The sequence below is a fragment of the Brevundimonas sp. TWP3-1-2b1 genome, from assembly GCF_049896165.1.
Classification (GTDB): domain Bacteria; phylum Pseudomonadota; class Alphaproteobacteria; order Caulobacterales; family Caulobacteraceae; genus Brevundimonas; species Brevundimonas subvibrioides_B.
This window is the reverse complement of record NZ_JAFCTT010000014.1, coordinates 1-24,601: the sequence shown is the minus strand read 5'-3', so window position 1 is coordinate 24,601 and position 24,601 is coordinate 1. Positions and strand designations below refer to the sequence as shown.

Below are 24,601 nucleotides of genomic sequence, written 5' to 3'. Positions count from 1 at the left end.
TGCGCGACAGGGAGGAGACGGCGGTCGCTAATCCACCTTCCGCACATTGTCGTCGGAGTTCCGGTCGATCCACTTGTTGTAGGGGTCGGCCCCCGCGAACGTCGGCTTCGTCGCCGTCGTGAACCGGAACGTCTGCACCCCCGACCGCAGCGGCCGACGTTCGAACAACAGCACGTTGCTGGCGTCGAACGCGCCCTTGCCCGGCTCGGCCGAGAACAGACCGATGTCGAACGTCTCGTTCAGCGGGCTCTCCGTCTCCACACCCTTGCCGTCGGCATAGAGTTTGCGCGCCTCCACCGTGACCGTCACATCCCAGCGTCCATCACGGCGTCGGGTCGCCGTCGCCGCCGTGGTCTTGACGTCATAGAGGGTGATCTTCTCGAACAGGTCGGTGATCAGGGCCTGTTTGTCGGCCGGCGCATTGGCCCGGAACAGGTCGATCAAATCCGTCGAGCGCGGATAGGGCGCCGACTTGAAGGCGTGGGCGGCCAGGAACTGCGACAGCGCCCGGTTCACGTTCGCCTCGCCGACCTGGTCGGCCAGCAGGTACATGACCACCGCGCCCTTGCGGTAGTGGATATACTGCTGGTTCTCCATCCGGTTCAGCGGCAGCTCCTCGATCAGCTCGGTCCCGCGCGAACGCAGGTAGTTGTCCAGCTCGAACTTCAGGAAGCGGCGGATCTTGTCGGGTCCGTACATCTCCCGCATCACCATCAGGGCCGAGTACTGGGCCAGGGTCTCGGACATCAGGGTCGCGCCCTGCATGTTCGCCCCGACCACCTGGTGCGCCCACCACTGGTGCGCGAACTCGTGCGCCCCGATGTAGGTAACGTAGTCGATCTTGGTGTCGTCCCTCAGGTCGGCGATGAAGCCCAGGTTCTCGGACCAGGCGAAGGTGTTCGGCATCGACTGGGCGAACGACCCGTAGGGGAACTCGCTGATGCGCGCCTGACGGAACTGGTAGGGCGAGAAGTTTGCCTGGAAATAGTCCAGCGCGTTTTCCAGCGCCGTCATCATCCGGGGCACGTTCCGGCCGTGCTGGGCGTCATGGAAGACGACCATCTCAACGCCGTTGTGCATCTGGCGCGCGATCTCGTAGCGGGCCGACTGGACCGACAGGAAATAGAGCACGGGGCTCTCGGTCACGAACCGCATCGTGCGGCGACCATTGGCCGTCGTGTCGCTGCGCACCTGGCCCGGCGCCAGCGGCGTCTGGTCGGCGTCGGTGGTAACGGTGACGTCAGCCGTGACCCAGTCGGCGCCGATATAGTTGCGGCCTGTCGCCGTCAGGTCTTCCAGCTTCGCCGGACGCAGCTCGGCCGGCAGGCCGTGCTTCCTGCGTTTGGTCCGGTCCTGCAGCACCCCGGAGCGGTCCATCCCGATGCGCGGCGCGAACTCGCCGTTGGAGACGAAGGTGCCGTTGTCGACGATCCGGGTGGTGTTGCCGCTGTTCTTGAAGCCGCGCTGTTCCAGCACGGTGTCGAACGACACCGTCCGTCGCTCTCCCGGGGCCATCGGCGTGTCAAAACGGTAGATGCGGTAATCGAACTCGGGCCATTCGCGCACCATCCGCGCGCCTTGGACGGTCAGGGTCTTCATCTCCAGTTCGTCGTTCCAGCGCACGTGCATTTCCGACAGCGGCGCCCCGGTGCGGTTCTCGACCACATAGGTCCCGCGCGTCTCCAGACGCGGGGTGCGCGGGTGCAGGTCGAGGTTCAGTTTAACGTCCACCAGGGTCGGCTGGGGCGTGGTCTCGAAGCGCAGCAGGGTCTTCTCGTACTCGGCCTGCAGCTTCTCCTGCTGGCCCTGGCTGCGATACTCGTTCCAGACATTGGTGTTGACGTAGATGAAGACGCCCAGGCCGATGAAGGCGACCAGGGCCAGGCCGCCGACGACGCCCGCAGGCCCCATCAGCCGGTGCGGAAGACGCTTCAGCCGCGGCATGAACCGGGTCTCGGTCCCCCGACGCCACAGGGCGTATCCGAGGGTCAGCAGGATGATGGCGGCCATCGTCCAGTAGGCGTCCATCCAGGCGGCGAAGCCGGCGTAGTCGCCCCGGCCATTCATGTCGGACAGCGGAAGACCGACGCCGGAACCGTAGCGATACAGCACATGGTCGAAGCCCATGTTGGACGCCACGATGGTGGAGATCATGTAGACCACCATGATCGCCCAGCCGACGAACTTGTTCGGCGACAGCGACTGCACGAAGATCGCCAGCACAGCCAGGGTGGCGAAGTTGATCGTCTGCGGCACGACGTACCACATCAGGTATTTGTCGAACTCGTAGTCAGTGTAGCCCTTGAAGGTCTGCACCGCGACGCCGGCCACTACGCCCGCGATCGAGATCGAGGCCAGCACCAGGATCAGGGCCAGGGTCTTGGGCAGCAGGAAGGTCCAGTCAGGCGTCGACGAGGCGTCGATGATCTCGTGCACCTTGCGCTCGCGATCACGCCAGACCAGCTCACCGGAATAGTAGATGGCCACGATCATCGCGATCAAACCGAACGGCAGGCCGTCGATGACGACGCGCGTCACCAGCAGGACGGGCGCGCCGTAGATCTCGCCGAGGAACAACAGGGTCGTGACCGCGAAGGCGAAGCCCAGCAGGATCAGGACGAAATAGGCCGGGCTCTTGAACACCAGGCTCATTTCGAACGCCGTGCGCGAGGCCAGCCGCGTCCAGCCGGCGGCGAAGCCCTCGGTCGGCGTGGGCAGCGGGCGGTTCGGCGTCAAGGCGGGCGCGGCGGCCTCGGCCATCTTGCGCAGCTTGTCGGTCTTGCCCTCCTTGGCCCCGCGAACGGCCGGGCGATACAGGGCGTAGGCGACCGCGAGAATTCCCGCGCTGATGCCAAGCCACAGCAGTCGGTTCCACAGGAAGATCCCCTCCAGCGGGATGTTCAGCGTGTTCCGCTCGGCGGACGTCCAGTATTTGGTCGCCAGGCCGAAGGCCGCGGCGCCGAAGGGCTCGCCCCATGCCATCGCCGTCTCAAGCTCGGGCTTGTTTCCCAGAACCCCCGACGCCGCCAGATAGAGGATGCAGACCGCCACCACGCCGACATAGGTCGCCATCATCGACCGGGTCACGGTCGCCAGGGCGAAGAACAGGGCCGAGGTCAGGAACACGCCCGGAAGGCCCAGCACGAGGTAGTTGTAGAGGTAGTCCCACGGCCGGAAGGCGCCGATCGTCTCCTTGTCCACCCAAGGCGCGATCGTGCCTGCGATGAGGCCCAGCGAGATGACGGCGAAGCACAAGGCCGTCGCCAGGAAGGCGCCCGTGAACCGGCCATAGAGGTAGTCAAACTTCGTGATCCGGGTGGACTGGACCATGGGCCCGAAGCCCGTCTGGACGTCCCGCACCACGACGTTGGCGACGATCGCCGTGGTCGCCAGCATGAAGAACATCGACATGACGGCGTTGATGCTGGCCAGGGCGTAGGGCGCGTTCTTGTGGACGTTGCCGCCCGCGCCGATAGAGATGTTGTCCGAGGCGGCGACCAGGCCGAAGCCCATCAGGCCGAAGATGATGGCGATGACCCAGAAGGCCGGCTGGCGCAGCTGGTAGCGGAATTCGAAGGCGGCGATTTTCCCGAACATCGTCTTACGCCGCGACCTTGCGCGAGGCTGACAGGGTCGAGAAATAGACATCCTCCAGCCCGCCCGGCACGGGCTCGAAGCCCTCGCCCGGACGACTGTCCGCCAGGACGTGGATCACCGTCTTGCCGGCGAACAGACGCGTCGAGATGACCTCGTGTCTGGCGCGGTGATCGTCCAGCGCCTCCTTGTCGATGGTCTTCTTCCACACCCGGCCGTTGAGCTGGGCCATCAGGTGGGCGGGCGCGCCTTCCAGCTGGATCTTGCCGCCGGCCAGCACGGCCATGCGCGGGCACAGGTCGGCCACGTCCTCGACGATGTGGGTCGACAGGATGATGACCACATTGTCCGCAATCTCGGCCAGCAGGTTCAGGAAGCGGTTGCGCTCCTCCGGGTCCAGACCCGCCGTGGGCTCGTCGACGATGATCAATTTGGGATTGCCGATCAGGGCCTGGGCGATGCCGAAGCGCTGGCGCATGCCACCCGAGAAGCCGGCCAGGGCCTTCTTGCGCACCGACCACAGATTGGTCTGTTGCAGCAGGGTCTCGACGGTTTCCTTGCGATCCTTGCCCGAGGCGATGCCCTTCAGCACAGCCATCTGATCCAGCATGTCGTAGGCCGAAACGCGCGGATAGACGCCGAAATCCTGGGGCAGGTATCCGAGGGTGCGGCGCAGCTTCTCCGGGTCCTTGATCACGTCGATACCGTCGAAGTCGATCGAGCCCGAGGTCGGGGTCTGCAGGGTCGCGATCGACCGCATCAGCGTCGACTTGCCCGCGCCGTTGGGACCCAGCAGGCCGAACATGCCGTTCGGCACGCTCAGGGATACATCATCCAGCGCCCGCGTCCCGTTGCCGTAAACGTGGACGAGATTCTTGATCGTAAGCATGAGCAGCCCCCTGACAGTCAAGCGACCTTGTCACGCCGGTCGGGCGCTCGGCAAGTTACGATTGAGTCACGGTTTGCCGGAAATGCAGGGCCGGGCGCCGATCAGTGAGTTCCCGGTGATTTCGACCATGCAGAGACCGCCGTTTCGCGGCGATTTCGACCAGCACGGCTATGCAGAATTCTGACGAATCCGGCAGAGGCCGCATTCAGTTCAGGACATCGGCGCCCGGCTGAGCGTGAAGCCGCCCGAGGTCGCCTCGAAGGAGTCCTCGCCCGTGCGGCGGAAGGCCATGATCGCCGCCCCGTCGGCCCCCAGGATCTCGAACCCATTCGCCGTCGCGCGCCAGCTCTTCGCCCGCGTCGCTGCGGGGATGCCGCAGTTCTCGGCCAGCACCGGCCGGACGCCGTCGATCACGAGGTTGGCCAGCGACACCTGGCAGCGCGCCCCGCCCGGTCCGCGCAGGGACCAGAAGCCGGCGACCTGATCGACGGCGAGAACCTGGCCCTGCGGCTCCGACGAGGACGCCGGCGCGGCGCAGCCGGTCATGAGGATCGCTCCGGCGACGGCGCAGATGATGGATCGGTCACGGGTCATGCGTTCCTCTTCTGGCGGGGAGCTTCCGCCGGGATCGCGGCGGCGGCAAGGCGCCTATCTCACCTCCAGTAACGACCATTGTCATCCCCGACGAAGCGAAGCGGAGATCGGGGACGCCGCTCATTGCCAACGTCCGGGTCCGGGCGCCATCGGCGAACCGGACCAAGGCCGAGTGCCGACGAGCCGTCTCCCGGTTCAGCCCTTCGGACTGACCGGGAGGGAACGAAAGGCCCTGTCTCGTCCCCGATCTCCGCTTCGCTTCGTCGGGGATGACAAGGCCGGATCAGCCCGCCTTTACCCTGAGCCGATATGCATGCAGCAGGGGCTCGGTGTAACCATTCGGCTGCTCCACCCCCTCGAACACCAGGGCCCGCGCCGCCTGGTAGGCCAGCGACCCATCGGGGTCCGGCGCCATCGCCCGGTACAGGGGATCGCCCGCGTTCTGGCCGTCCACCCTGGCCGCCATGCGCAGGAAGGCGGCATCGACCTGGGCCGCCGTGCACACCCCGTGCAGCAGCCAGTTGGCGATATGCTGCGAACTGATCCGCAACGTGGCCCGGTCCTCCATCAGCCCGATATCGTGGATGTCCGGCACCTTGGAACAGCCCACCCCCTGATCGATCCAGCGCACGACATAGCCGAGGATGCCCTGGGCGTTGTTGTCCAGCTCATCAGCGACCTCCTGCTCCGACCAGTTGGCCCCGTTCGCCAGCGGCGGGGTCAGCAGATCCCCAAGCCCCGGCGTCGGCCGCCCTGCCACGTCCTTCTGGACCGCGAACACATCGACCGCGTGATAGTGGAGCGCATGCAGGGTCGCGGCCGTCGGCGAGGGCGTCCAGGCGGTGTTGGCGCCGGTCCGCGGGTGGCCGATCTTCTGCTCCAGCATGTCCGCCATCCGGTCGGGCGCGGCCCACATCCCCTTGCCGATCTGGGCCCGCCCGGACAGGCCGCACGACAGGCCGATGGCGACGTTGCGCGCCTCGTAGGCGGCGATCCATTTCGAGCTCTTGATGTCGGCTTTTCGCACCACCGGCCCGGCCTGCATGGCCGTGTGGATCTCGTCGCCGGTGCGGTCGAGGAAGCCCGTGTTGATGAAGACGATCCGGTCCTTCACCGCATGGATGCAGGCGGCCAGATTGGCCGAGGTCCGCCGCTCCTCGTCCATCACCCCGACCTTGACCGTATGCCGCGCCAGATCCAGCAGGTCCTCGACCGCATCGAACAATTTGTTCGTGAAGGCCGCCTCGTCCGGCCCGTGCATCTTCGGCTTGACGATATAGACCGACCCCGCGCCGGAGTTGGTGAAGGCGCCGATGCCCTTCAGGTCGTACATCGCGATCAGCGACGTCACGATGGCGTCGAGAATCCCTTCCGGCGCCTCGGTCCCGTCCGGCAGGCGGATCGCCGGATTGGTCATCAGATGGCCGACGTTGCGGACGAACAGCAGCGACCGGCCCTTGAGCGTCACCGCCCCGCCGCCCCCCTCTGAAGTATTGGGCGCGGCGAAGGTGCGGTCCGGTTCCAGCCGCCGCTCCAGCGTCTGCCCGCCCTTCTGGAAGCTGGCCGACAGGTCGCCCCGCATCAGCCCCAGCCAGTTGCGGTAGGCGGCCGTCTTGTCCTCGGCATCGACCGCCGCGACCGAGTCCTCGAGGTCGCAGATGGTCGACAGGGCGCTCTCCAGCACGACGTCCGACAGGCCGCCCGCATCCGCCGCGCCGATCGCGCTGGACCGGTCGATGACCAGCTCGACGTGCAGCCCGTTGTTGACCAGCAAGATCGAGGACGGCGCCGACGGCTCGCCCAGATAGCCCACGAACTGAGCCGGATCCCTGAGCCCCGGCTTCAACCTGCCGGCCGCCACCGACCAGCCCGTCACCTGAGAATACGATCCCGTCTCCAGCGGAACCGCCTCGTCGAGAAAGGCCCTGGCCCGCGACACGACCCGCGCCCCGCGCGCCGCATCATACGCCCCGCCCGGCGGCAGATCGCCCAGCGCATCGGTGCCGTAGAGGGCATCGTACAGGCTGCCCCACCGCGCATTGGCAGCGTTCAGTAGGAAGCGCGCATTGAGGATCGGCACCACCAGCTGCGGCCCCGCGAGCCGCGCCAGTTCATCGTCGACACGCTCCGTCGTCACCGAGAAGGGCGCCGGTTCGTCGACCAGATAGCCGATGTCGCGCAGGAAGCTCTCGGTCCCCGCCGGTTCGTGCGGCTGACCCTTGCGGCCGAGATACCAGGCGTCGATCCGCGCCTGCAGGTCGTCCCGGCGCTTCAGCAGTTTGCGGTTCTCCGGGGTGAACCTCGCGAACACCTCCGCCACGCCGGTCCAGAACCCGTCCGCCCCGATCCCGAGCCCCGGCAGGACCTCGTCCTCGATGAAGCTCGCCAGTTCGGCGGCCACGGACAGGCCGGCGCGGTCATGGTGGGTCATGCGGATCTCCAGCGCAGACCGGCTGGGGAGGCGGCCTGTAACAATGCGTGATCGCAGTAGAGCGGAGCGCCAGCGGGGCTGCAAGGGCCGATGCGGATGACACCGGTGACAGAACCCCCTTCCCCGCCCTACCCTCCCCCTCCGTGCACCCTGGCCCCCGGGTCCGGCTTGCCGGCCCGAGGATAAACTTAGGCCGGGGTCCAGATGGAAGACACAGTCCGATGATCAGCAAGACCGAAGCCCGATCCCAACCTTCGGCATCCGCGATCTGGACCCCGGCCGAAGTTTATCCTCGGGCCGGCAAGCCGGACCCGGGGGCCGGGGTGCACGGAGGTTGAGATGAGTGTTTCGCGTCGTTCCGTGGTCGCCGCCGGCCTGATCCTGCCCACGCTCGCCGTGCCCGCCTTCGCTCAATCCGACCACCCGGTGGTCGCCACCACCAACGGGCCGGTGCGTGGCCAGACGGACGGCGGCGTCGCGGTGTTCAAGGGCCTGCGTTACGGCGCCGACACCGGACCGCGCCGCTTCCAGCCGCCCGTCCGCCCGACCTCATGGACTGCCCCTGCCGAGGCCTTCGCCTATGGGCCCGCGAGCCCGCAGGGCGGGACTGAAGCCAATCAGTCCGAGGACTGCCTGTTCCTGAACGTCTGGTCGCCCGGCCTCGACCGCGACCGGCGGCCGGTCATGGTCTATATCCACGGCGGTGCCTATTCGAACGGCTCGGGCTCCAGTCCGCTCTACGACGGGACGCGGCTGGCGACGCGCAATGACGTGGTCGTGGTGACCCTGAACCACCGGCTCAACCTGTTCGGCTACGCCTATCTGGCCCGCATCGCCGGCGCGCCCTTTCTCGACAGCGGCAACGCCGGACAGCTCGATCTGCACCTCGCCTTACAGTGGGTGCGCGACAATATCGGAGCCTTCGGCGGCGATCCGTCCCGCGTCACGGTCTTCGGCCAGTCCGGCGGCGGGGCCAAGATCGCGACCATGATGGCCACGCCGGCCGCCGCCGGCCTGTTCCACCGCGCCGCCACCATGAGCGGCCAGCAGGTCACCGCCTCCGGCCCCTGGAACGCGAGCCGCCGCGCCGAGGCCTGGCTCGACGCCCTCAGCCTGCCGAAAGACCGCGCCGCCGAGGCCGCGACCCTGCCGGTCGAAGATCTGCTGAAGGCCTCCGAAGCGACCGATCCGGTGCTCGGTTTCGGCGGCCTCTACTGGGGGCCGGTGCTCGATAACCGCAGCCTGACGCGTCACCCCTTCTATCCCGACGCCCCTCTGCAGTCGGCGCACATCCCGATAATCATCGGCAACACCCATGACGAGACCCGCGCTTTCCTCGGCGGCGATCCGGCCAATTTCGCCCTGACCTGGGACGAGCTGCCCGGCAAGATGACGAACCGGGAGTTCCGCATCGACGTCGCCCCCGAGCCCGTCATCGCCGCCTATCGCCGGATCTATCCCGCCTACTCCCCGTCCGACGTCTTCTTCTCCGCCACCACGGCCGCCCGCTCATGGCGCGGCGCTGTGATCGAGGCCGAGGCCCGCGCCGCAGCCGGAACCCCGGCCTGGGTCTACCAACTGGACTGGACATCCCCGATCGACGGCGGCCGACGCGGCGCCATGCACACCGACGACATCCCCCTGGCGCTCGACACCATCATGGCGACCGGCAGCCGCGCCCAGGGACCGGAGGCGCAAGGCATGGCCGACCGCCTGTCGAAGGCCTTCGTCGCCCTGGCCCGCGACGGCGACCCCAACCACCCCGGCCTGCCGAGCTGGGCCCCCTACGATCTGACCCGCCGCCAGACGATGATCATGGACGCGCCGCCCCGGATGGAGGACGATCCGCGCGGTGCCGAACGTCGCCTGTTCGCGGCGATCCCCTACATCCAGCCCGGAACCTGATGGCCCAGCCGCCCGCCCCGCCCGAAGCCCGCCCGCCGTTCCGGGTGCTGCGCCTGCATGGCGTGTTGCTGGCGGGCCTGGCGACCGCGGCGGTCATCACCCTCGCCGCCCCGGTCGAGTGGCGCTGGACCGTGCGGCTCGCGGCAGGCTGGGATGCGGGCGTGGCCCTGTTCCTGCTGCTGACCTTCCTGAAGCTGGCCCGGACGCAGTCGGTCGAAGCCATCCGCGCCCGGGCGGCCGAACTGGACGAGGCCGGGGTCGCAGTGCTCCCGCTCAGCCTGCTGGCCGCCGCCGCCAGCGTCGCCCTGGTCATCTCCGAGGCCGCCACGGCGTCGGCGGGCATCGACAAGGGGATCGAGGCCCTGTTGACCCTCGGCACCGTCGCCGCGTCCTGGCTCTTCGTCCACGTCCTGTTCGGCCTGCACTACGCCCACCGCTTCTATGCGCCGGACGAGACGGGCGATCGTGGCGGCCTGCTGTTCCCGGGCGAGACCGAGCCGGACTACTGGGACTTCCTGCACTTCTCCCTGATCATCGGCGTCGCCTCCCAGACCGCCGACGTCCAGATCGCCGACCGGGGTCTGCGTCGGCTCTCGACAGTGCACAGCGTCACGGCCTTCGTGTTCAACACTGTCCTGGTGGCCCTTGCGGTCAATCTGGCGGTGAGTTTGATCTAGGCCGGTCGTCTCCTCCCCGTTGGCCGCTTGGCGAATGGGGAGGTGGCGGCGCGCCCTTCGCGAGCCGACGGAGGGGTTCTTGCCGCAGCGAAGAGCCCCTCCGTCTCCTCCGCTTCGCTACGGATCCACCTCCCCATCGCTGCGCTACAGGGAGGAGACGAGAGCCCTCCGCCTTGACTTCGCCGCAGTGTGCGCCCATTTGCGCTGCGTCGCACAATTGCGATCCCCGGCGTCTCCAGCGCGTGTGGGTCTTGCTCCCGAGCGAAGACCTGACTGTAGTAGCCGCCGGACCCTCAAGATTCATTCGCTGCCCGGACACGCGGGGCGGCGCCCGATCCACCCCGCGAGCCCCACTCTGGTGCTCCGTCGGGACTGGCGGTGCGCGGCCTTATCGGCGTTGAGCCATGGCTGATGCGCGTCGCCGCATACGCGAAAGAAACATGGCTCCCATGAGCATTACCTTCGAATCCTTCGGCCTGAACAAGGCCCTGCTGCAAGCCCTCACGACCGAGGGCTACACCATCCCCACGCCGATCCAGGCCCAGGCCATTCCCGACGTCATGCTCGGCAAGGACCTGCTGGGCATCGCCCAGACCGGCACCGGCAAGACCGCCGCCTTCGCCCTGCCGATCCTGCATCGTCTGGCCGAAAACCGCGTCGCCCCCCTGCCACGCACCACCCGCTGCCTGATCCTGTCGCCGACGCGTGAACTGGCCAGCCAGATCGCCGAGAGCTTCAAGACCTACGGCCGCCACCTCGGCTTCAAGGTCGCCGTCGTCTTCGGCGGCGTGAAATACGGCCCGCAGGAACGCGCCATCCAGGGCGGCCTCGACGTCCTCGTCGCCACCCCCGGCCGCCTGCTCGACCACATGCAGCAGAAGACGCTGGACCTGTCCTCGACCGAGATCTTCGTCCTCGACGAGGCCGACCAGATGCTGGACCTCGGCTTCGTCAAGCCGATCCGCCAGATCGTCAGCCGCATCCCGGCCAAGCGCCAGAACCTGTTCTTCTCCGCCACCATGCCGACCGAAATCGGCAAGCTGGCCGGCGAGTTGCTCAAGGATCCGGTCAAGGTCCAGGTGACCCCACAGGCCACCACGGTCGAGCGCATCAACCAGTCCGTGGTCCACGTCGAACAGGGCCGCAAGCGCGCCCTGCTGACCGAGATGTTCGCCGACGACAACTACACGCGCTGCCTGGTCTTCACCAAGACCAAGCACGGTGCCGACAAGGTCGCGGCCTATCTGGAGGCCGGCGGCGTCCAGGCCGGAGCCATCCACGGCAACAAGTCCCAGCCCCAGCGTGAACGCACCCTGGCCGCCTTCAAGGCCGGCAAGCTGCGCGTTCTGGTCGCCACCGACATCGCCGCCCGCGGCATCGACGTCGACGGCGTCTCCCACGTCGTGAACTTCGAACTGCCCTTCGTGCCGGAAGCCTACGTCCACCGCATCGGCCGGACGGCCCGCGCCGGCGCCGACGGGTCGGCCATCAGCTTCGTCGCCGGCGACGAGATGAAGCTGCTCAAGGACATCGAGAAGGTCACCCGCCAGAAGATCCCGGCCACCGACCGTCGCAACGACAAGTCGCTGGGCCTGCTGGACCAGTCGATCATGGCCGCCGGCGTCGGCACCAAGGCCACCATGCCCGACCGCGAGGATCGTCCGCGTGGCGATCGCGGCCCGCGCAACCCGCGTCGCGACGGCGTCAAGCCGGCTCACGGCGGCCAGCCGCATCGCCAGCGCAAGCCGGCTCCGGGCGGCAACCGCGAAGGCGGACGCGATGGCGGACGCGATCAGAACCGCGGCCACAACGGCGACCGTTCGATCGTCAGCGTCACCCCGTTCGATCCCCTGGCCGCCGACCGCGCCCGCTCCGCCGCCAACGCCAACCGTCCGGTCGCGGCGCCCAAGCCCGACGGCGAGATCAGCCGCCGCCCCCGCGGCCGTCGCCCGTCCAACGGCGGCAAGGGCTACGTCGCCAAGGCCTGATGCTTTGAACTGAAATGGGACGGCGGGCCTCGCGAGGGGCCCGCCGTTTTCATGTCTGGAGCGCCGTCGCGATCCCGGCCGCGCCAAGCGTCCCCGCCAGCGTCTGGACTGCCGCCTCGACCTTCGCCGCATCCCGGCCGCGCACCACCAGATTCGTGCCCAGCTCGCCGTCCGACCCGGCCCCGAACGGATAGCTGCCGAACGACAGGTCGCGGTCCGCCTTCGCCGCCTCGGCCAGGGGCGCCGCGATAGCGCCTTCGCCGACGCCGGTGACCCTCAGCGTCCGATGATGCACCACCGCCCCGGTCCGCAACCTGGGCGCCACGTCCTCCAGCATCGCGGTCATGATCTTCGGCACCCCCGCCATGACGAAGACGTTGCCGATCTGGAATCCCGGCGCATCCGTCACGGGATTGGCGATCAGCCCGCCGCCGTCCGGGATCCGCGCCATTCGCCGGCGCGCCTCGTTGAGTTCGTCGCCATAGCGCCGCTCCAGGATCGCCAGCGCGTCGGCCCGTTCCGCTATGCCGACGCCGAACGCCTCGGCCACGCAGTCCGCCGTGATGTCGTCATGCGTCGGGCCGATCCCGCCGGTGGTGAAGACATAGTCGTGCCCGGCGCGCAGCGCGTTCAGCGCCTCCACGATCTGCGACGGCCGATCCCCGACCGTTCGCGCCTCCAGCAGGTCGATCCCCAGCGCGCCAAGGAACCGCGCGATGGTGTTCAGATTGGTGTCGGCCGTCCGCCCGGACAGGATTTCATCGCCGATGATCAGGACGGCGGCGGTCGGTGCTGCGTGGGTCATGGGCCACACCTACTCCGCCGGGGCCAGCCGACAAGCGTCTCGCTGTCACAGCCGCTGAAAAGGCTTGAGGAAGCGTGCTACACTGCCCATCTAATCCCCGACGGCGCTGACCAGCGCGACCCCGAGACCCCGAGACCCTCGAATGTACGAAACGCCCGAGCTGGCTGAAGATACCTACACGCGGACCAGCGCCATCCGTCTGTATGAGCCTGCGGATTTCGAAGGCATGCGGGTCGCCGGCCGTCTGGTGGCCGAGGCGCTCGACATGATCACGCCGTTCGTCGTGCCCGGCGTGACGACCCAGGAGATCGACGACCGAATCCGCCAGTTCACCCTGGACAACGGCGGCCTGCCCGCCTGCCTCGGTTACAAGGGCTATATGAAGACCGTCTGCACCTCGATCAATCACGTGGTGTGCCACGGCATCCCGGGCGACCGGGTGCTGAAGGACGGCGACATCGTCAACATCGACCACACCGTCATCGTCGACGGCTGGCACGGCGATTCCAGCCGCATGTACGCCGTGGGCAACCTGGCCCCTCGCGTGAAGAAGCTGGTCGACGTCACCTATGAATCGCTCGCTCTGGGGCTGGAGCAGGTGAAGCCGGGCAACACCTTCGGCGACATCGGCTTCGTCATCCAGCGCCACGTCGAGGCCAACCGCATGAGCGTGGTGCGCGACTTCTGCGGCCACGGCATCGGCCGCCTTTTCCACGACAGCCCCAACGTCCTGCACTATGGCCGCAAGGGCGAGGGCGCGGTGCTCAAGCCCGGCATGTTCTTCACGATCGAGCCGATGGTGAATCTGGGCAAGCCGCACGTGAAGGTCTTGTCCGACGGCTGGACCGCCGTGACCCGCGACAAGTCCCTGTCCGCCCAGTGCGAGCACACCGTCGGCGTGACCGGAGACGGCTGCGAGATCTTCACCGCCAGCCCGGCCGGCCTGTTCAACCCGAACTAGAAACCCCCTTGAACCGCGCCCGCCACCGGTTAGCCTGACTGCGTGTCAGCAGGGGGCGTCGTGACGTATCAGGGCGATCAACCGACAACGGCCGCCGCCATGGTCGTCCCGCATCATGCGGGACACCGCGAACGGTTGCGCGAGCGCGCCCGCACCGCCGGCCTGCATCACCTGCCCGACTACGAACTGCTGGAGCTGTTCCTGTTCCGCAGCCAGCCGCAGGGGGACGTGAAGCCGATCGCCAAGGCCCTGCTGTCGCGGTTCGGATCCTTCGCCGCCGTCCTCGCCGCCTCGGTCGAGGACCTGATGACCGTCCGCACCGAGGACGCCCGGGGCCGCACGAAGGGCGTCGGCATGGAGACCGCCCTGGACCTCGCCGCCCTGCACGAGGTCGCCCGGCGCGTGGCCAGGGAACCGACCGTCAAACGGCCCGTCATCTCGTCCTGGACCGCCCTGCTCGCCTACGTCCGCGTCGCCCTCCAGCACGAACCGCGCGAGCAGTTCCGCGTCCTCTATCTCGACCGGTGCTGTGCGATTCGCAGAATCGTTGATCGGTCATACGGGGAACCCCTGCGGACCGCTTTGGTCGAAGCTTGAGGGCTGGGAGCTACTGATGCGCTGGAAGAAGTTGGAACAGAGGCCGCCACCCGCAGCGCAAGGTTACAGCCTGAAATCCGTGAGGCCGCCGTCCCCCAAAAAAATGCCTCTTGGTTAAGGAGCCGACCCGCTCTTTCGCCGTTTGCGCCGGATGAGTTTCGGGATCAGCTACAATCGGCAGCGGGCGATGAGAGCGCGCGAACAGGCGGGCGTGACCTCAGTGGTCGAGCACCGCCAGCATTACCTGCGCATCGCCTTCCAGTATGAAGCCATTGCCGATCTGGAAGAGGCGCAGCCCCGGCTCGTGCGTCCGAGACGGCCCTGAGTAGCCGTGGAGCGTCACCTGTGGCAGTCGCTCCCCCATGAGCGCAGCAGTTCACATCAGGGCCTATAACGAGGCCGACCTCGATACGCTGATCGACCTATTCGCCGGATCGGTGCGACAGGTGGCCAGCCGTGACTACAGCCCGGCCCAGATCGAGGCATGGGCGCCGGTGGCCATGAACCGCGAGCATTGGGCAACCCGGCTGGGTAGCCGTCCGACCTATGTGGCGGAAGCAGACGGCGAGATCGTCGGCTTCAGCGATCTGGAACAGGACGGCCACATCGACATGCTGTTCGTCCATGCCGATCACCAAGGGCAAGGCGTCGCCCTCGCGCTGCTGGAACACATCCATGCACGTGCCCATGAGCAAGACATCGACCGCCTGTTCACCGAGGCCAGCATCACCGCGTGCCTGTTCTTCGAGCGCAACGGCTTCGAGATCATAGCGCCACAAGACGTCGAACTACGCGGGCAGACCTTCCGCAACTACCGGATGGTCAAGAGCCTCTAACGCTTCCTGCTGGGTGACCCGGTGTCGATACGGGGAAGCAGCCGTTCGATGCGTTGCGCGCCGTGCCGCGCCCCATGAGACCGTCTACGCGACCTGTGGGGCATCCGTGGCTTTCCCGTTCACCTGTGGCTCCTGCTCGACCGTGGCTATGACGGTTTCGATGAGAACGGCTGGTTGAATCGGCTTGGTCACAAAAGCGACTGCGCCAGCTTCCAATGCTGCTTCGACGTGCTGAGGGAGGCCGTTAGCGGATACCATTATGACCGGCGGACCCTCCGTGGCGACAATCGTCTTCGTAGCTTCAAGTCCGTCCATGACCGGCATCTGCATATCCATGAGAACCACATCAAAAGGTTCTTCGCGCACAGCCTCGACGGCCTCTGCCCCATTTTCAACCGCAATGACTTCAACGCCGAGAGGTTCGAGGATCATCTCGATGACCCGGCGATTGACCGGATGATCATCGGCGACCAGCACCTTCAGACCTTCGAGGTCTCCTCCGTTCGAAATCTGGCTCGCAGCCGGAACGGCTAAGTCAGCCACTGCAAACGGCAGGTCAGCCCAGAATGTGGAACCAACGCCGACGCTGCTCTCGCAACCTATCTCGCCCCCCATCCTCTCAACGAGGCTGTAGGTGATTGCGAGGCCCAATCCACTGCCGCCGAAACGACGGGTGATCGACCCGTCCGCCTGCTGGAACCGCTCGAAAATGCGGCCCTTTTGTTCATCGTTGAACCCGATTCCGGTATCTCTGACGAGAAGGCGGATTCCCAATCCACGCTCCTCAATCGTGACCGACGTGGAGCCTTTGACGGTGAATTTCACGGCGTTTGAAATCAGGTTCGTCAGGATTTGACGAAACCGCAGCCCATCTCCTACGCGCCCGTGACCGGCCGGAAGATCAATGCGGAGATCAAGCGTCGAACCGCTTTCTTCTGCTTTCAGCCGCAGCAGGTCAGTGACATCCTTGGCAACCAGTGCGACGTCGAATGGCTTGGCAAGGATGGCCACCTCACCCGCCTCGATCTGGGCAAGCTGAAGAATGTCCGCCAGCAGATGTTCGAGGCTGCGACCAGACGTGCGTATCAACTCCGCTGCCTCACGTTGCGTCGGCGACAGTTCGGACCGGCAAAGAAGGTCGGCCAAACTCACGACGCCGTTGAGCGGCGTGCGAAGCTCATGGCTCATGTTCGCCAAAAAGACGCTCTTGGCTTCATTGGCTTCGTTGGCTTTTGTCGTCGCAAGCTCAAGCGCGGTAATTTGCTCCGCAAGGTGTTCTTCAGCGGCGATCTTGCCGGTATCGTCGGTCTCATACGAGAGGATCGCGACGGCTCCGGTGATGGGATCGACAGTTCGCTGAAGCCATACCTCATGACACACCGAACCGCCCTCGGTGTTCATCCAAAGACGCCCCTTGAAACCGCCGGTCTTCGCCGATGTCCAAGCCTTTCGGGCCGCGCTGACGTCCTCGCATCTGTCCTCAAATCTCCCGCGAACATCGTAGGTTCGCGCCGCGCTCGGATTGCCAAAGAGTTCGCTACCCTGCTCATCGTAGAGAGAAATCGGCGTGCTGGCCTGACGCACGGCTTCGAGTGCGCGGAGGTATTCCGTATCGGATTCCTCCAGTTTGGAAGCCTCGAACAGGATAGCCTCCGAGCCATCTCGCAACGGCATCAGGCTTGAGACGGCTCTGATCGAGACAGGCTTTCCGTTTGGATAAAATGTCCAAACCTCTGACCTGTGCTCCCCCCTCTGAGCCGCGAGAAAAGTCTGCTCAGTTCGCGTGCGTGCCGACTCACTTTTCACAGAGAAATCTCGTGCGCGAAGGGTAGTCAGATCGTCCGCTCCCCAGAGAGCAATCGCGCTTGGGTTCGCGTAGAGCTTACGCTCGGCGAGTGGGTCAAAAACCCAGACAGGGCGACAGAGAAGGTCCAGTCCATAAATGTGGACTGGTAGCCGCTCGTCGTCACCGAGCGATGATCGGGCTGAGGTTGTCATGATCGCATGCCAGCAGGCGCGCTGTGGGGGGCGGCGAAAACCGCTTACCTTGGGGAAACCCGCGCCAATCTACGTTATGTGGGTTAAAGACATGCATGAATTCGCGGCATGCTTCCGGTCAACTTCGTTAACGATATTTCGGGGCCTCGAACTCGACCGGTAGTGTGCGTTCCGCAAAACCGAGGAATGGATCGGCAATGAAGTCTGCCCGCTGCTAGTGCCCCGCGTGGGCCGGACTAGTCGCGCTTGAACCCCCGCCGACCTCAGCCTTCATATGACCGATCTCAGCCTCTTGGCTGCTGACGATTTGCTCGGCCAGCCGCCGAAGCTCAGGATCGGTGCCGCTTTCCAGATACACCCGAGCCATGTCCACACCGGATTGGTGATGAGGAACCATAAGGGCAACGAAGTCCCGATCTAGGTCGCCGGTTACCTGTAGTTCGTTCATCTCGGCGTGCATGCGATCCATGGACCGCATCATGGCCGCAGACGCCCCAGCCTCCGGCGCGGCGGTCGAGTTTTCATCGCCATGGTAGTGCTCATTGCCACGCCAGAAACCGCCAGGAGCGACACCGCCTTGGGTGACTATCTCCCGCGACTCGGGCCGCAGTAGTGCTGCGAACGGGCCTTCAAGCACGCGATAGATAACGTAGTGCTGGCCAGCGTAGGACAGCATAGTGATGGCCAATGCGATAACGAGGCCGACCGGGACGAGCCACGTTGCGCGGTGATCACGGGGCGTCACTTCGAAGGCGTGATGACGCATAGGGTCTGCAATGGCGACCAGCAGACCGGCCAAGATGGTCGCGTGGCCGATCATGTCGATACGGCCAAATGGGTAGACTGCCGAGAACATCAACGCGAACAGCGCGACTGCCGAGAGCCGTCGCACGAGCGATGTCCACAGAAGCCCGAAGCCCAGGGTAAACTCAGCCACCCCGGCCATCGTCGTATACGGCTCAAAGGGTATTCCGAAGGCTAGGAAAGGCTTCTCTTCCAGCAGCGGCATGAACCACTGCGGATACATGAACTTCTCCATGCTGGACCACATGAGGGCCAGTGCAATGCCCCAGCGCAGCACCGCGAAGCGTCGGTCATGCCACTTCCCATCCTTCAGTCCCGACAGGAACAGATACCCCGCCAGCCCCAAGCCAAGTGCGAGATAGTCATAAAGGTGGAAGAGGTCATAGTTCGCGAGCGCGACGGCCCACAGGAGGACGATCATGACCGCGGCCACTGGTCGAGTGCGTCGCCAGATCAGCAGAATGCCGATCAACAATTGCGCCCACGGTAGAAGCTCAGATTCTGTTTTGAGGTCGGGCGTCAGGTAGGAGCCGCCGACAGCAAAAAGCGCGACGAAGAACGCGGCCATCACCGCGATCATGAAGGCGTCTGCATGATCGCGCAGCAGCCGAGTTCCAGTGTCGAGAATGCGGGTGGCGGCCTGACCGGGTGCTCGGCGTTCGAGAACAGTGGCTGCTAGAAAGAAGGCCGTTACCAGCGCGACGGCAAACCAGAAGGCAGGAAGCACAAGGGTGGTCGTGATCGGAACCGGGTCTGCCGAGACCTCATAGGCTTCAAACCATTTGACGTGCGCCCATGCCGCCGTTGCGATGGCCGACAGCCCGAGTGCAAGCACCGGTATGCGTGAGGCTTGGGCGGTCATCTGCATTTTGGAAAAACACCAAATGCCCTGCTTGCGCATATATCCACGCGAGACGCGGGAAATATCAGCGGTCTGTGAGAGACGAGAACCCAGTTCCAGTCAACAAACGAACCACAAGGCGTGTCGCAACGGGCGATACGACGGTCTATGCTCGGAGTTGAAGGGGAAAGAAAGCCAATAAACGTGATCCGGCGCGAACCGACCGCCCATATGTTGGCAGTTTTAGCGACCGACAAGACAATATAATCGGTGACAAAGATTAAAGGCCAACCTGTAGCGACCACGGCACATCCGTCCTCACATCCCATAATATCGGGAGAGGCCACTGTATCCGACCGCTCGCCAGCGAACGTAGATAGAAGCGTTACCGCCAGCCCGACGATGCAATGATGTCCGCTATCGGCGCGCGAGACGAGGAGTGACCTCCACCCTCAACAGTTCGGCGCATCTGGTTTGTGGCGGTGACGCCAACGTCTGGTTTGGGGCAGATCGCCAACCGCCGGGTTCGACCCGTTGCAGACGACGTCGAAGATGACGGAAATTTAAGGGAAAAGGACGCAACCAGCCAAAGTGGCTGGGGTTAAGCCTGCGCCTGAATGAAATGAGACTTTGATGTCGGATTCCGTGTGCGTGTTCGTCGTTGACGACGAGGCTCTGATCCTCATGACCATCGAGCATGCACTTGAAGACGGCGGCTTCGACCACAAGTCGGTGATGTCGGCCGAAGAGGCGGTGACGCTGTTTAGAGAGCACGGCCAGAACTGCCGTGCGCTGATAACCGATGTGAACCTCGGCGGAGAACTGACGGGCTGGGATGTGGCTCGGAACGCCCGCGAGAAGTTCCCGACCTTGCCGGTGGTTTATGTGACCGGGGACAGCGCGCACGAGTGGGCAGCCCGTGGCGTCCCCAATAGCATTCTCGTGAGTAAGCCATTCGTCTCAGCGCAAATCATAAACGCGGTTGCAACGCTTCTGAACACCGAGCCATCGATACCGTAGTCGCCAAAGGCATGATGAAGATTGAAGAATCTCGACCCGCGACCCAAGAACGCCAACTATGACTAGAACGGTTACGCTGGACATCTAGTGCTACTGCTGTGCAGCTTGATGTATGGATCGTCTAATCGACAAATTCCGCTGCGCCGACCCCGCCTTCCGCATTGAGCCGGTCGGCGACGGGGTGATTATTATTAGACAGGATGGTCAGGCCGAATTGTTCAACGTTTTGACGCGAGACATCATCAATTCTACGGGAAACGAATTTTTGGTGTTGCCGACTAAGGACGGGCACAAGGGCTACGAGCGGGTGTTCGTCCTTCCTCTTTAGCCGAAGGATCAAAGAGAGTCCGCTAGCCACCATCCCAGACATTTGCGGGGTCCAGATTGGACCCGTTATGTCTTCGGATTATGGGTCTATTTCTCGGACCGGTAACATCCGTTCCGCAAAACTTTCCCATGTCCGCTTTTCAGAGCAAAGCGGCTCATCCCCCGAAGCGCAGCCTTAGGCCCCCGTTGACAACGAAGCCCTCCAGCGGAGCCCACGAGTCAACCGTCCACGTCCCAGCGGGGGAGCGTTGCGGCAACAAGAGCGGGTCGTAATCGGTCTGCTGAACATCAAGGATGTTCTCCAGATTGACGAAGGCCCGCACCGTGGGCGTAACGACGACTTCGACCAACGCGCCGACTTCAAGGTATGATTCGCTTTCCGTCCGATATGGGTTGCCGTCCAGCGGTTGAGGCCCGGTGTAGTAGGCTTCGAGCCCGATCCTGCCCCGCTCCTCATTTTCCCACATCGCGACAACGCTGCCGGAGTGGCGAGGCGTAAGGGGTGTCGCTCGGCGGCCAAAGCCAGACGGGTCAGGCTCGGTCGCATCGACATAAACGTAGCTGCCGGTGAGAGTGAAGCCTTCCAGTCGGTAGCGCAGCAGGGCTTCGGCACCTCGTGTGCGACTCGCGCCTGTGCTGTTCACGAGGCGCACCAGATCGGGCGCGACCTCCCTTAGCTGAACCGCGTCCTGAATGTCGGACCCGAAGAACGTCAGATTGGCTTCGAAGGGGCCAGCCGCGTAGCCGAAATCGATGGAAGTCGTTTGCGCGGTCTCGGCCTCCAGCCCTGCCAATGGCTCAAGGCGAGAAAGGCCCGACTCCTCGGTTTCTTCTACGAATGGCGTCGGGCCGTAAAACCCCTGCCCATAGGAGGCCCGGACTGTCCAAGGTCCAGGATTGTAGAGGAGCGATATGCGGGGGCTGATCTGTGTTCCGTATTCGCTGTGCGCGTCGAGACGCGCACTTCCGGCGAGGGTGAGATCGTTCGACAAGTCCCGTTCCACCTGCCCGAAGAGAGCCGGGGTTGTGAACGTGTAGTCAAACTGCGGAAAGGCTTCGGAGCGATAGTCATCCTCCTGAACAGCCAGTCCGCCGACCCAAGATGCGTCTGCCCAATCAGCGGAAATCGACGCTTCTGCGAATATGGTCCGATGCTCGTCCTCCTCCACCAGCGATCCGAACTGGTGCCGGTGATCTTGGCTGACCCCCGAGGCCCTGAACTGCGCGAAGCCCCAGTCGCCCATCGCTCGTTCAAAGACGAGGCCGCCATCAAAGCGAGTCGTGTCTTGAAGTTGCGGGAATGCCGACCCGTCCGGCGCAACACGTCCCGAAACGGTCCCGCCCTCACGTTCCTCGTGCAACGCTCCCAGAGTGAAATAGGCGGTCGATCCGCTATCACCTTCCCAGAACAGGCGAGGCCGTGCGCTGATGCGCTCGTAGCCCGCCATCTCGGCCCAACCGTCACCATCGAGGTCTTGGATGGTCTGGCGGTTGAATGTCGTAAGGAGTGAACCGCCCCACGAGTCCGACAGCGGCGTCGCGCCGTAGGCCGCGAAGTCCTGACCGTCGCGAGTGGTCGCGTTCAATGTGATCTCGGCGGTGGAGGAGTCATCCGGTCGGCGGGACACGAGGTTGATGACGCCACCCAACGCTGAACCGCCGTAAAGGGCGGACGCCGCACCCTTGATGATCTCGACCTGCCTCAGGTCGCTCGGCGGAATGGTGAGCAGTCCGAATGATGACGACTGCCCCCCGTAAAGGGGTAGCCCGTCAGCGAGGATTTGCGTGTAGCGACCGCGCATCCCCTGAACGCGGACGTTTGACGATCCGAGGCTCGGCGAGGTCACCTGAATCCGCAACCCGCCAGTTTCCGCCAGGACCATGGAGATGTTGCCGGGACGCATGAGGATTTTCTCCTCGATCTCTTCCTGCGAGACGACCTCGACCCTCACGGGCTCATCCTGGACCCGGCGACGGGATCGTGTTGCTTGAACGATCACATCGTCCAACTCGCTTTCAGCCTCTTCTTCCGGTTCAACCGATTCCGGGGCCGGAACGTCCTGCGCCGTCGCGGCGGTGCCAGACATAAGCCAGAGCAACGCGCATGCGGCTGTTGAAGCGAGCGAGCGTGGATTCAAGCCGGTCATGAGGACTCACGGTGAAACTGGCAGCGAGGCTCGCCACGGTGCAGTGAAGGCTGTCGCTTATCTGTCCGCCGCGATTAGGCTCTCTGCGACGGCCTCGCAACCAGAGGGTCAGAGCAGAACCGGGGGCTTGACCTCAATGTGTCCCTTTGCACCATTCACGCATCGGAACGCACACGGCTCGGCAGGTCCGACTATGGCCCTGGCATCAAGGTGCGCTCTCCATCCTTCTCGGAGGTTCGCAGAGGCCGCACTGACGATGTTCCGGGAGCTGCTCGTGGACAGATAATGTGCGTTCCGCAAAACTTTTGGTGTCCGCCACAGGCGGCAACTGGTAGCCCCCGGTCCATCCATTACAGGGCTGCGGGCAAGTCCAGGTTCGAGATTAACGCGAGCCTTCCGTTGGATTCTTGCTAACAGGTTGCCGCCGCGATGTGGGCCGGATCGATCACCAGCATGCTGCTGAACGGGCCGATGCTCCTTCGTGGCAAGACGACCATGACGTCAATTTTATTCGAGGGGCCGGAATTCGATCTGATGGCCTACATCGGTTGATTGGCCGGGCGAGAGGGATGGACGAACATCAAGGATTTGGCGTCTCAAATCGCAACACGTCGCCAAGGTCTGCTCCCTCCTTGAACGAGATAGTCAGGGTCCTTGGGTCTGACTCCTGGACAAACAGGTATCCGCCATATTGGTCCCACCAGAGTCCGACAAAATACAGCGTCATGTTGTTACGAACGATCCGCTGCCCAACGCGGTGAAGGAGCCGCTCATCCATGCGGTGCCCCTTGCTCAGATGATACCGCAGTCGCTGCTTGGCCTTTCGTCGGAAGCCTAACTCACGAAGCTGGCCCGCCCTTTTGAGTGGCAGGACCGCTTCGGGTCTTCCGTGCGTCTCCCGGAACTTGCGATCCAGAAGAACGGGGTTCAGTCCATGAAAATTGGCGGTGCATTCGAGCACGCGGGGATAGTCGCCAATCCCTTTCGCATCGATCCAAAGGTCGTTGACGGCCTCGACGATTGATGAAGCTTCCATCAGCCCACTCCTTGCAGGAGTTGCATGATCGCTGACTCTCAACACGTAAGTCAAAAATCACATTTCTGTCGCCGCCGACGTCTGTGACCCATTCAATTGACCGAAGAGCCCCCGTCTCCCTTGCCGTTATCGCCCTACACCGGCCACCCCTTCGCGTTCGTCGTCTTGGGCTTCCAGACCGCCGCTGAGGCTCGGGCGTTCTTCGCCGGTGAACCGAACGTCCTATTCGATCAGATCGAAGCCTGGGTCGATGAGTTCGCAGAAGGGCAGTTCGAAACCGACCGAGACGAGTTCAGGGGAACCCTAACGGTAGAGTTCGTCGAGGTGACGGACGCTGTCCATTTCAAGCTGAGATGGGGAGAACGACTGACAGCCTAGTCAAAGCTTTCGTGCCATTTCATTTTAGGGTCGGGCTGACATCGCGTGGTATAAATACAGTTGAGATCAAGTCAGGTAGCGGACCAGACGGGAACTCGGATGGTTTGATGTCTGAATGGTAGGTTCCGCGACCTCCATATCTCTACGCGCATGAATGATCCGAGAGAGCCCGCCAGGACCACCATCCTCTGGCGGGCTCTTTTCATTCAAGGATCAATCATGCAACTCAAATCAAGACTAAAATACTATCTCGACGCCTTAGCGGGCGCGGGCAAGACATACGCCATTGTCAGGAAGGCCCACGAGTTGGCCCGTTGTGGCAGGAAGGTTCTGATCGCTCAGCCGACGAAAAATCTGATCGACCGGACCGTCGCCGACGAACTCGGCAAACTCCCCTCGGTTCGCCAGAGAGTGATCCACGGCGACGTCGCTGCCGACGTGATTTCGACCATCGTCAAACACCTAAACGACGCCGACGAAGGCCCCGAAATCCTATTCATCACCCAAGCGGCCTTCTTCGCTATCCCGTTCTTCGCCAACCGCGAACGGTGGATTGTCATCCTGGATGAGGTCCCGCAGGTCGATCAGTTCGCGGAGTTCAACCTGCCGGATTGTGGATCGGCGTGGAAAAGGGACCCCGTTAGCGGGGTGATCGGCGTCGAATAAGGACCCCTCATTCCTGATGTCTAACGATGGCTGCTTGGCGGATGTCAGGCGGCGAGTTCGGGATGTTGGTGTTGGAGACGGTGTTGAGGATCCGGCGCGAGTTTGCG

The 24,601-nt window shown here is 64.3% G+C and carries 20 protein-coding genes and 1 pseudogene; 12 read left to right on the top strand and 9 right to left on the bottom strand.

Annotated elements, in window-relative coordinates; all coding sequences use genetic code 11:
• Positions 1–27 precede the first annotated feature (27 nt).
• Both ACP7AB_RS13480 and ACP7AB_RS13475 read right to left on the bottom strand, forming a co-directional pair.
• Positions 28–3,597 carry a M1 family aminopeptidase gene (locus tag ACP7AB_RS13480; RefSeq protein WP_425988362.1) on the bottom strand — a complete coding sequence of 1,190 codons (3,570 nt, stop codon included), beginning with the start codon at positions 3,595–3,597 and terminating at the stop codon, positions 28–30.
• 4 nt (positions 3,598–3,601) lie between these two features.
• Complete coding sequence (locus tag ACP7AB_RS13475; RefSeq protein WP_425988365.1) at positions 3,602–4,483, bottom strand: ABC transporter ATP-binding protein; 882 nt, start codon at positions 4,481–4,483, stop codon at positions 3,602–3,604.
• Here ACP7AB_RS13475 and ACP7AB_RS13470 point away from each other — a divergent pair.
• Positions 4,482–4,667 carry a hypothetical protein gene (locus ACP7AB_RS13470; protein ID WP_425988368.1) on the top strand — a complete coding sequence of 62 codons (186 nt, stop codon included), beginning with the start codon at positions 4,482–4,484 and terminating at the stop codon, positions 4,665–4,667. The two genes, ACP7AB_RS13475 and ACP7AB_RS13470, sit on opposite strands and share 2 nt — an antisense overlap.
• A gap of 26 nt (positions 4,668–4,693) precedes the next feature.
• Here the strand turns inward: ACP7AB_RS13470 and ACP7AB_RS13465 are convergent, their stop codons facing one another.
• Together ACP7AB_RS13465 and ACP7AB_RS13460 are read right to left on the bottom strand one after the other, a co-directional pair.
• Entirely contained in the window at positions 4,694–5,077 is a 384-nt protein-coding gene (locus tag ACP7AB_RS13465) for an AprI/Inh family metalloprotease inhibitor (RefSeq protein ID WP_425988371.1), read from the bottom strand.
• 283 nt (positions 5,078–5,360) lie between these two features.
• Positions 5,361–7,508, bottom strand: coding sequence for a malate synthase G (locus tag ACP7AB_RS13460; RefSeq protein WP_425988374.1), 2,148 nt, complete (start codon positions 7,506–7,508; stop codon positions 5,361–5,363).
• A 339-nt stretch (positions 7,509–7,847) separates the two neighbouring features.
• On the opposite strand from ACP7AB_RS13460, the gene ACP7AB_RS13455 reads away from it, so the two are divergent.
• The 3 genes from ACP7AB_RS13455 (at position 7,848) to ACP7AB_RS13445 (ending at position 12,078) form a co-directional block, all read left to right on the top strand.
• Positions 7,848–9,413: a carboxylesterase/lipase family protein gene (locus tag ACP7AB_RS13455; RefSeq protein WP_425988377.1), complete on the top strand. Its 1,566-nt coding sequence runs from the start codon at positions 7,848–7,850 to the stop codon at positions 9,411–9,413.
• Positions 9,413–10,090 carry a DUF1345 domain-containing protein gene (locus ACP7AB_RS13450; protein ID WP_425988380.1) on the top strand — a complete coding sequence of 226 codons (678 nt, stop codon included), beginning with the start codon at positions 9,413–9,415 and terminating at the stop codon, positions 10,088–10,090. The genes ACP7AB_RS13455 and ACP7AB_RS13450 overlap by 1 nt, the downstream gene beginning before the upstream one ends.
• A gap of 449 nt (positions 10,091–10,539) precedes the next feature.
• Positions 10,540–12,078 (top strand): DEAD/DEAH box helicase, encoded by a 1,539-nt coding sequence (locus ACP7AB_RS13445; protein WP_425988383.1) that lies wholly within the window; start codon positions 10,540–10,542, stop codon positions 12,076–12,078.
• A gap of 49 nt (positions 12,079–12,127) precedes the next feature.
• Here ACP7AB_RS13445 and ACP7AB_RS13440 read toward each other — a convergent pair whose 3' ends face one another.
• Positions 12,128–12,883 carry a competence/damage-inducible protein A gene (locus ACP7AB_RS13440; protein WP_425988386.1) on the bottom strand — a complete coding sequence of 252 codons (756 nt, stop codon included), beginning with the start codon at positions 12,881–12,883 and terminating at the stop codon, positions 12,128–12,130.
• 142 nt (positions 12,884–13,025) lie between these two features.
• Here ACP7AB_RS13440 and map point away from each other — a divergent pair, with 142 nt between their 5' ends.
• The 4 genes and pseudogenes from map (at position 13,026) to ACP7AB_RS13420 (ending at position 15,277) form a co-directional block, all read left to right on the top strand.
• Positions 13,026–13,844 carry a type I methionyl aminopeptidase gene (gene map, locus ACP7AB_RS13435; protein ID WP_425988389.1) on the top strand — a complete coding sequence of 273 codons (819 nt, stop codon included), beginning with the start codon at positions 13,026–13,028 and terminating at the stop codon, positions 13,842–13,844.
• A gap of 99 nt (positions 13,845–13,943) precedes the next feature.
• A pseudogene (locus ACP7AB_RS13430) lies at positions 13,944–14,369 on the top strand (JAB domain-containing protein); the annotation flags it as partial.
• A 223-nt stretch (positions 14,370–14,592) separates the two neighbouring features.
• Complete coding sequence (locus tag ACP7AB_RS13425; protein WP_425988392.1) at positions 14,593–14,766, top strand: hypothetical protein; 174 nt, start codon at positions 14,593–14,595, stop codon at positions 14,764–14,766.
• A 37-nt stretch (positions 14,767–14,803) separates the two neighbouring features.
• The gene (locus tag ACP7AB_RS13420) at positions 14,804–15,277 is read left to right on the top strand and encodes a GNAT family N-acetyltransferase (protein WP_425988395.1); all 474 of its coding nucleotides are present in this window, start codon (positions 14,804–14,806) and stop codon (positions 15,275–15,277) included.
• 84 nt (positions 15,278–15,361) lie between these two features.
• On the opposite strand, the gene ACP7AB_RS13415 is transcribed toward ACP7AB_RS13420, so the two are convergent.
• Together ACP7AB_RS13415 and ACP7AB_RS13410 are read right to left on the bottom strand one after the other, a co-directional pair.
• Entirely contained in the window at positions 15,362–16,951 is a 1,590-nt protein-coding gene (locus ACP7AB_RS13415) for a response regulator (RefSeq protein ID WP_425988398.1), read from the bottom strand.
• Positions 16,952–17,489: 538 nt separating this feature from the next.
• Positions 17,490–18,980 carry a DUF305 domain-containing protein gene (locus tag ACP7AB_RS13410; protein WP_425988401.1) on the bottom strand — a complete coding sequence of 497 codons (1,491 nt, stop codon included), beginning with the start codon at positions 18,978–18,980 and terminating at the stop codon, positions 17,490–17,492.
• A 573-nt stretch (positions 18,981–19,553) separates the two neighbouring features.
• On the opposite strand from ACP7AB_RS13410, the gene ACP7AB_RS13405 reads away from it, so the two are divergent.
• A complete protein-coding gene (locus ACP7AB_RS13405; RefSeq protein ID WP_425988404.1) occupies positions 19,554–19,940 on the top strand; it encodes a response regulator in 387 nt (128 codons plus the stop codon).
• Positions 19,941–20,052: 112 nt separating this feature from the next.
• On the top strand, positions 20,053–20,268 hold the full coding sequence (locus tag ACP7AB_RS13400) for a hypothetical protein (RefSeq protein WP_425988407.1): 216 nt from the start codon (positions 20,053–20,055) through the stop codon (positions 20,266–20,268).
• Positions 20,269–20,422: 154 nt separating this feature from the next.
• Here ACP7AB_RS13400 and ACP7AB_RS13395 read toward each other — a convergent pair whose 3' ends face one another.
• The gene (locus tag ACP7AB_RS13395) at positions 20,423–22,414 is read right to left on the bottom strand and encodes a TonB-dependent receptor plug domain-containing protein (protein WP_426040179.1); all 1,992 of its coding nucleotides are present in this window, start codon (positions 22,412–22,414) and stop codon (positions 20,423–20,425) included.
• Between the two features lie 580 nt (positions 22,415–22,994).
• Positions 22,995–23,450: a hypothetical protein gene (locus ACP7AB_RS13390; protein WP_426046160.1), complete on the bottom strand. Its 456-nt coding sequence runs from the start codon at positions 23,448–23,450 to the stop codon at positions 22,995–22,997.
• Positions 23,451–23,546: 96 nt separating this feature from the next.
• On the opposite strand from ACP7AB_RS13390, the gene ACP7AB_RS13385 reads away from it, so the two are divergent.
• Both ACP7AB_RS13385 and ACP7AB_RS13380 read left to right on the top strand, forming a co-directional pair.
• Positions 23,547–23,828 (top strand): hypothetical protein, encoded by a 282-nt coding sequence (locus ACP7AB_RS13385; protein ID WP_426046159.1) that lies wholly within the window; start codon positions 23,547–23,549, stop codon positions 23,826–23,828.
• 219 nt (positions 23,829–24,047) lie between these two features.
• The gene (locus ACP7AB_RS13380) at positions 24,048–24,494 is read left to right on the top strand and encodes a hypothetical protein (RefSeq protein ID WP_426046158.1); all 447 of its coding nucleotides are present in this window, start codon (positions 24,048–24,050) and stop codon (positions 24,492–24,494) included.
• Positions 24,495–24,601: the final 107 nt, after the last annotated feature.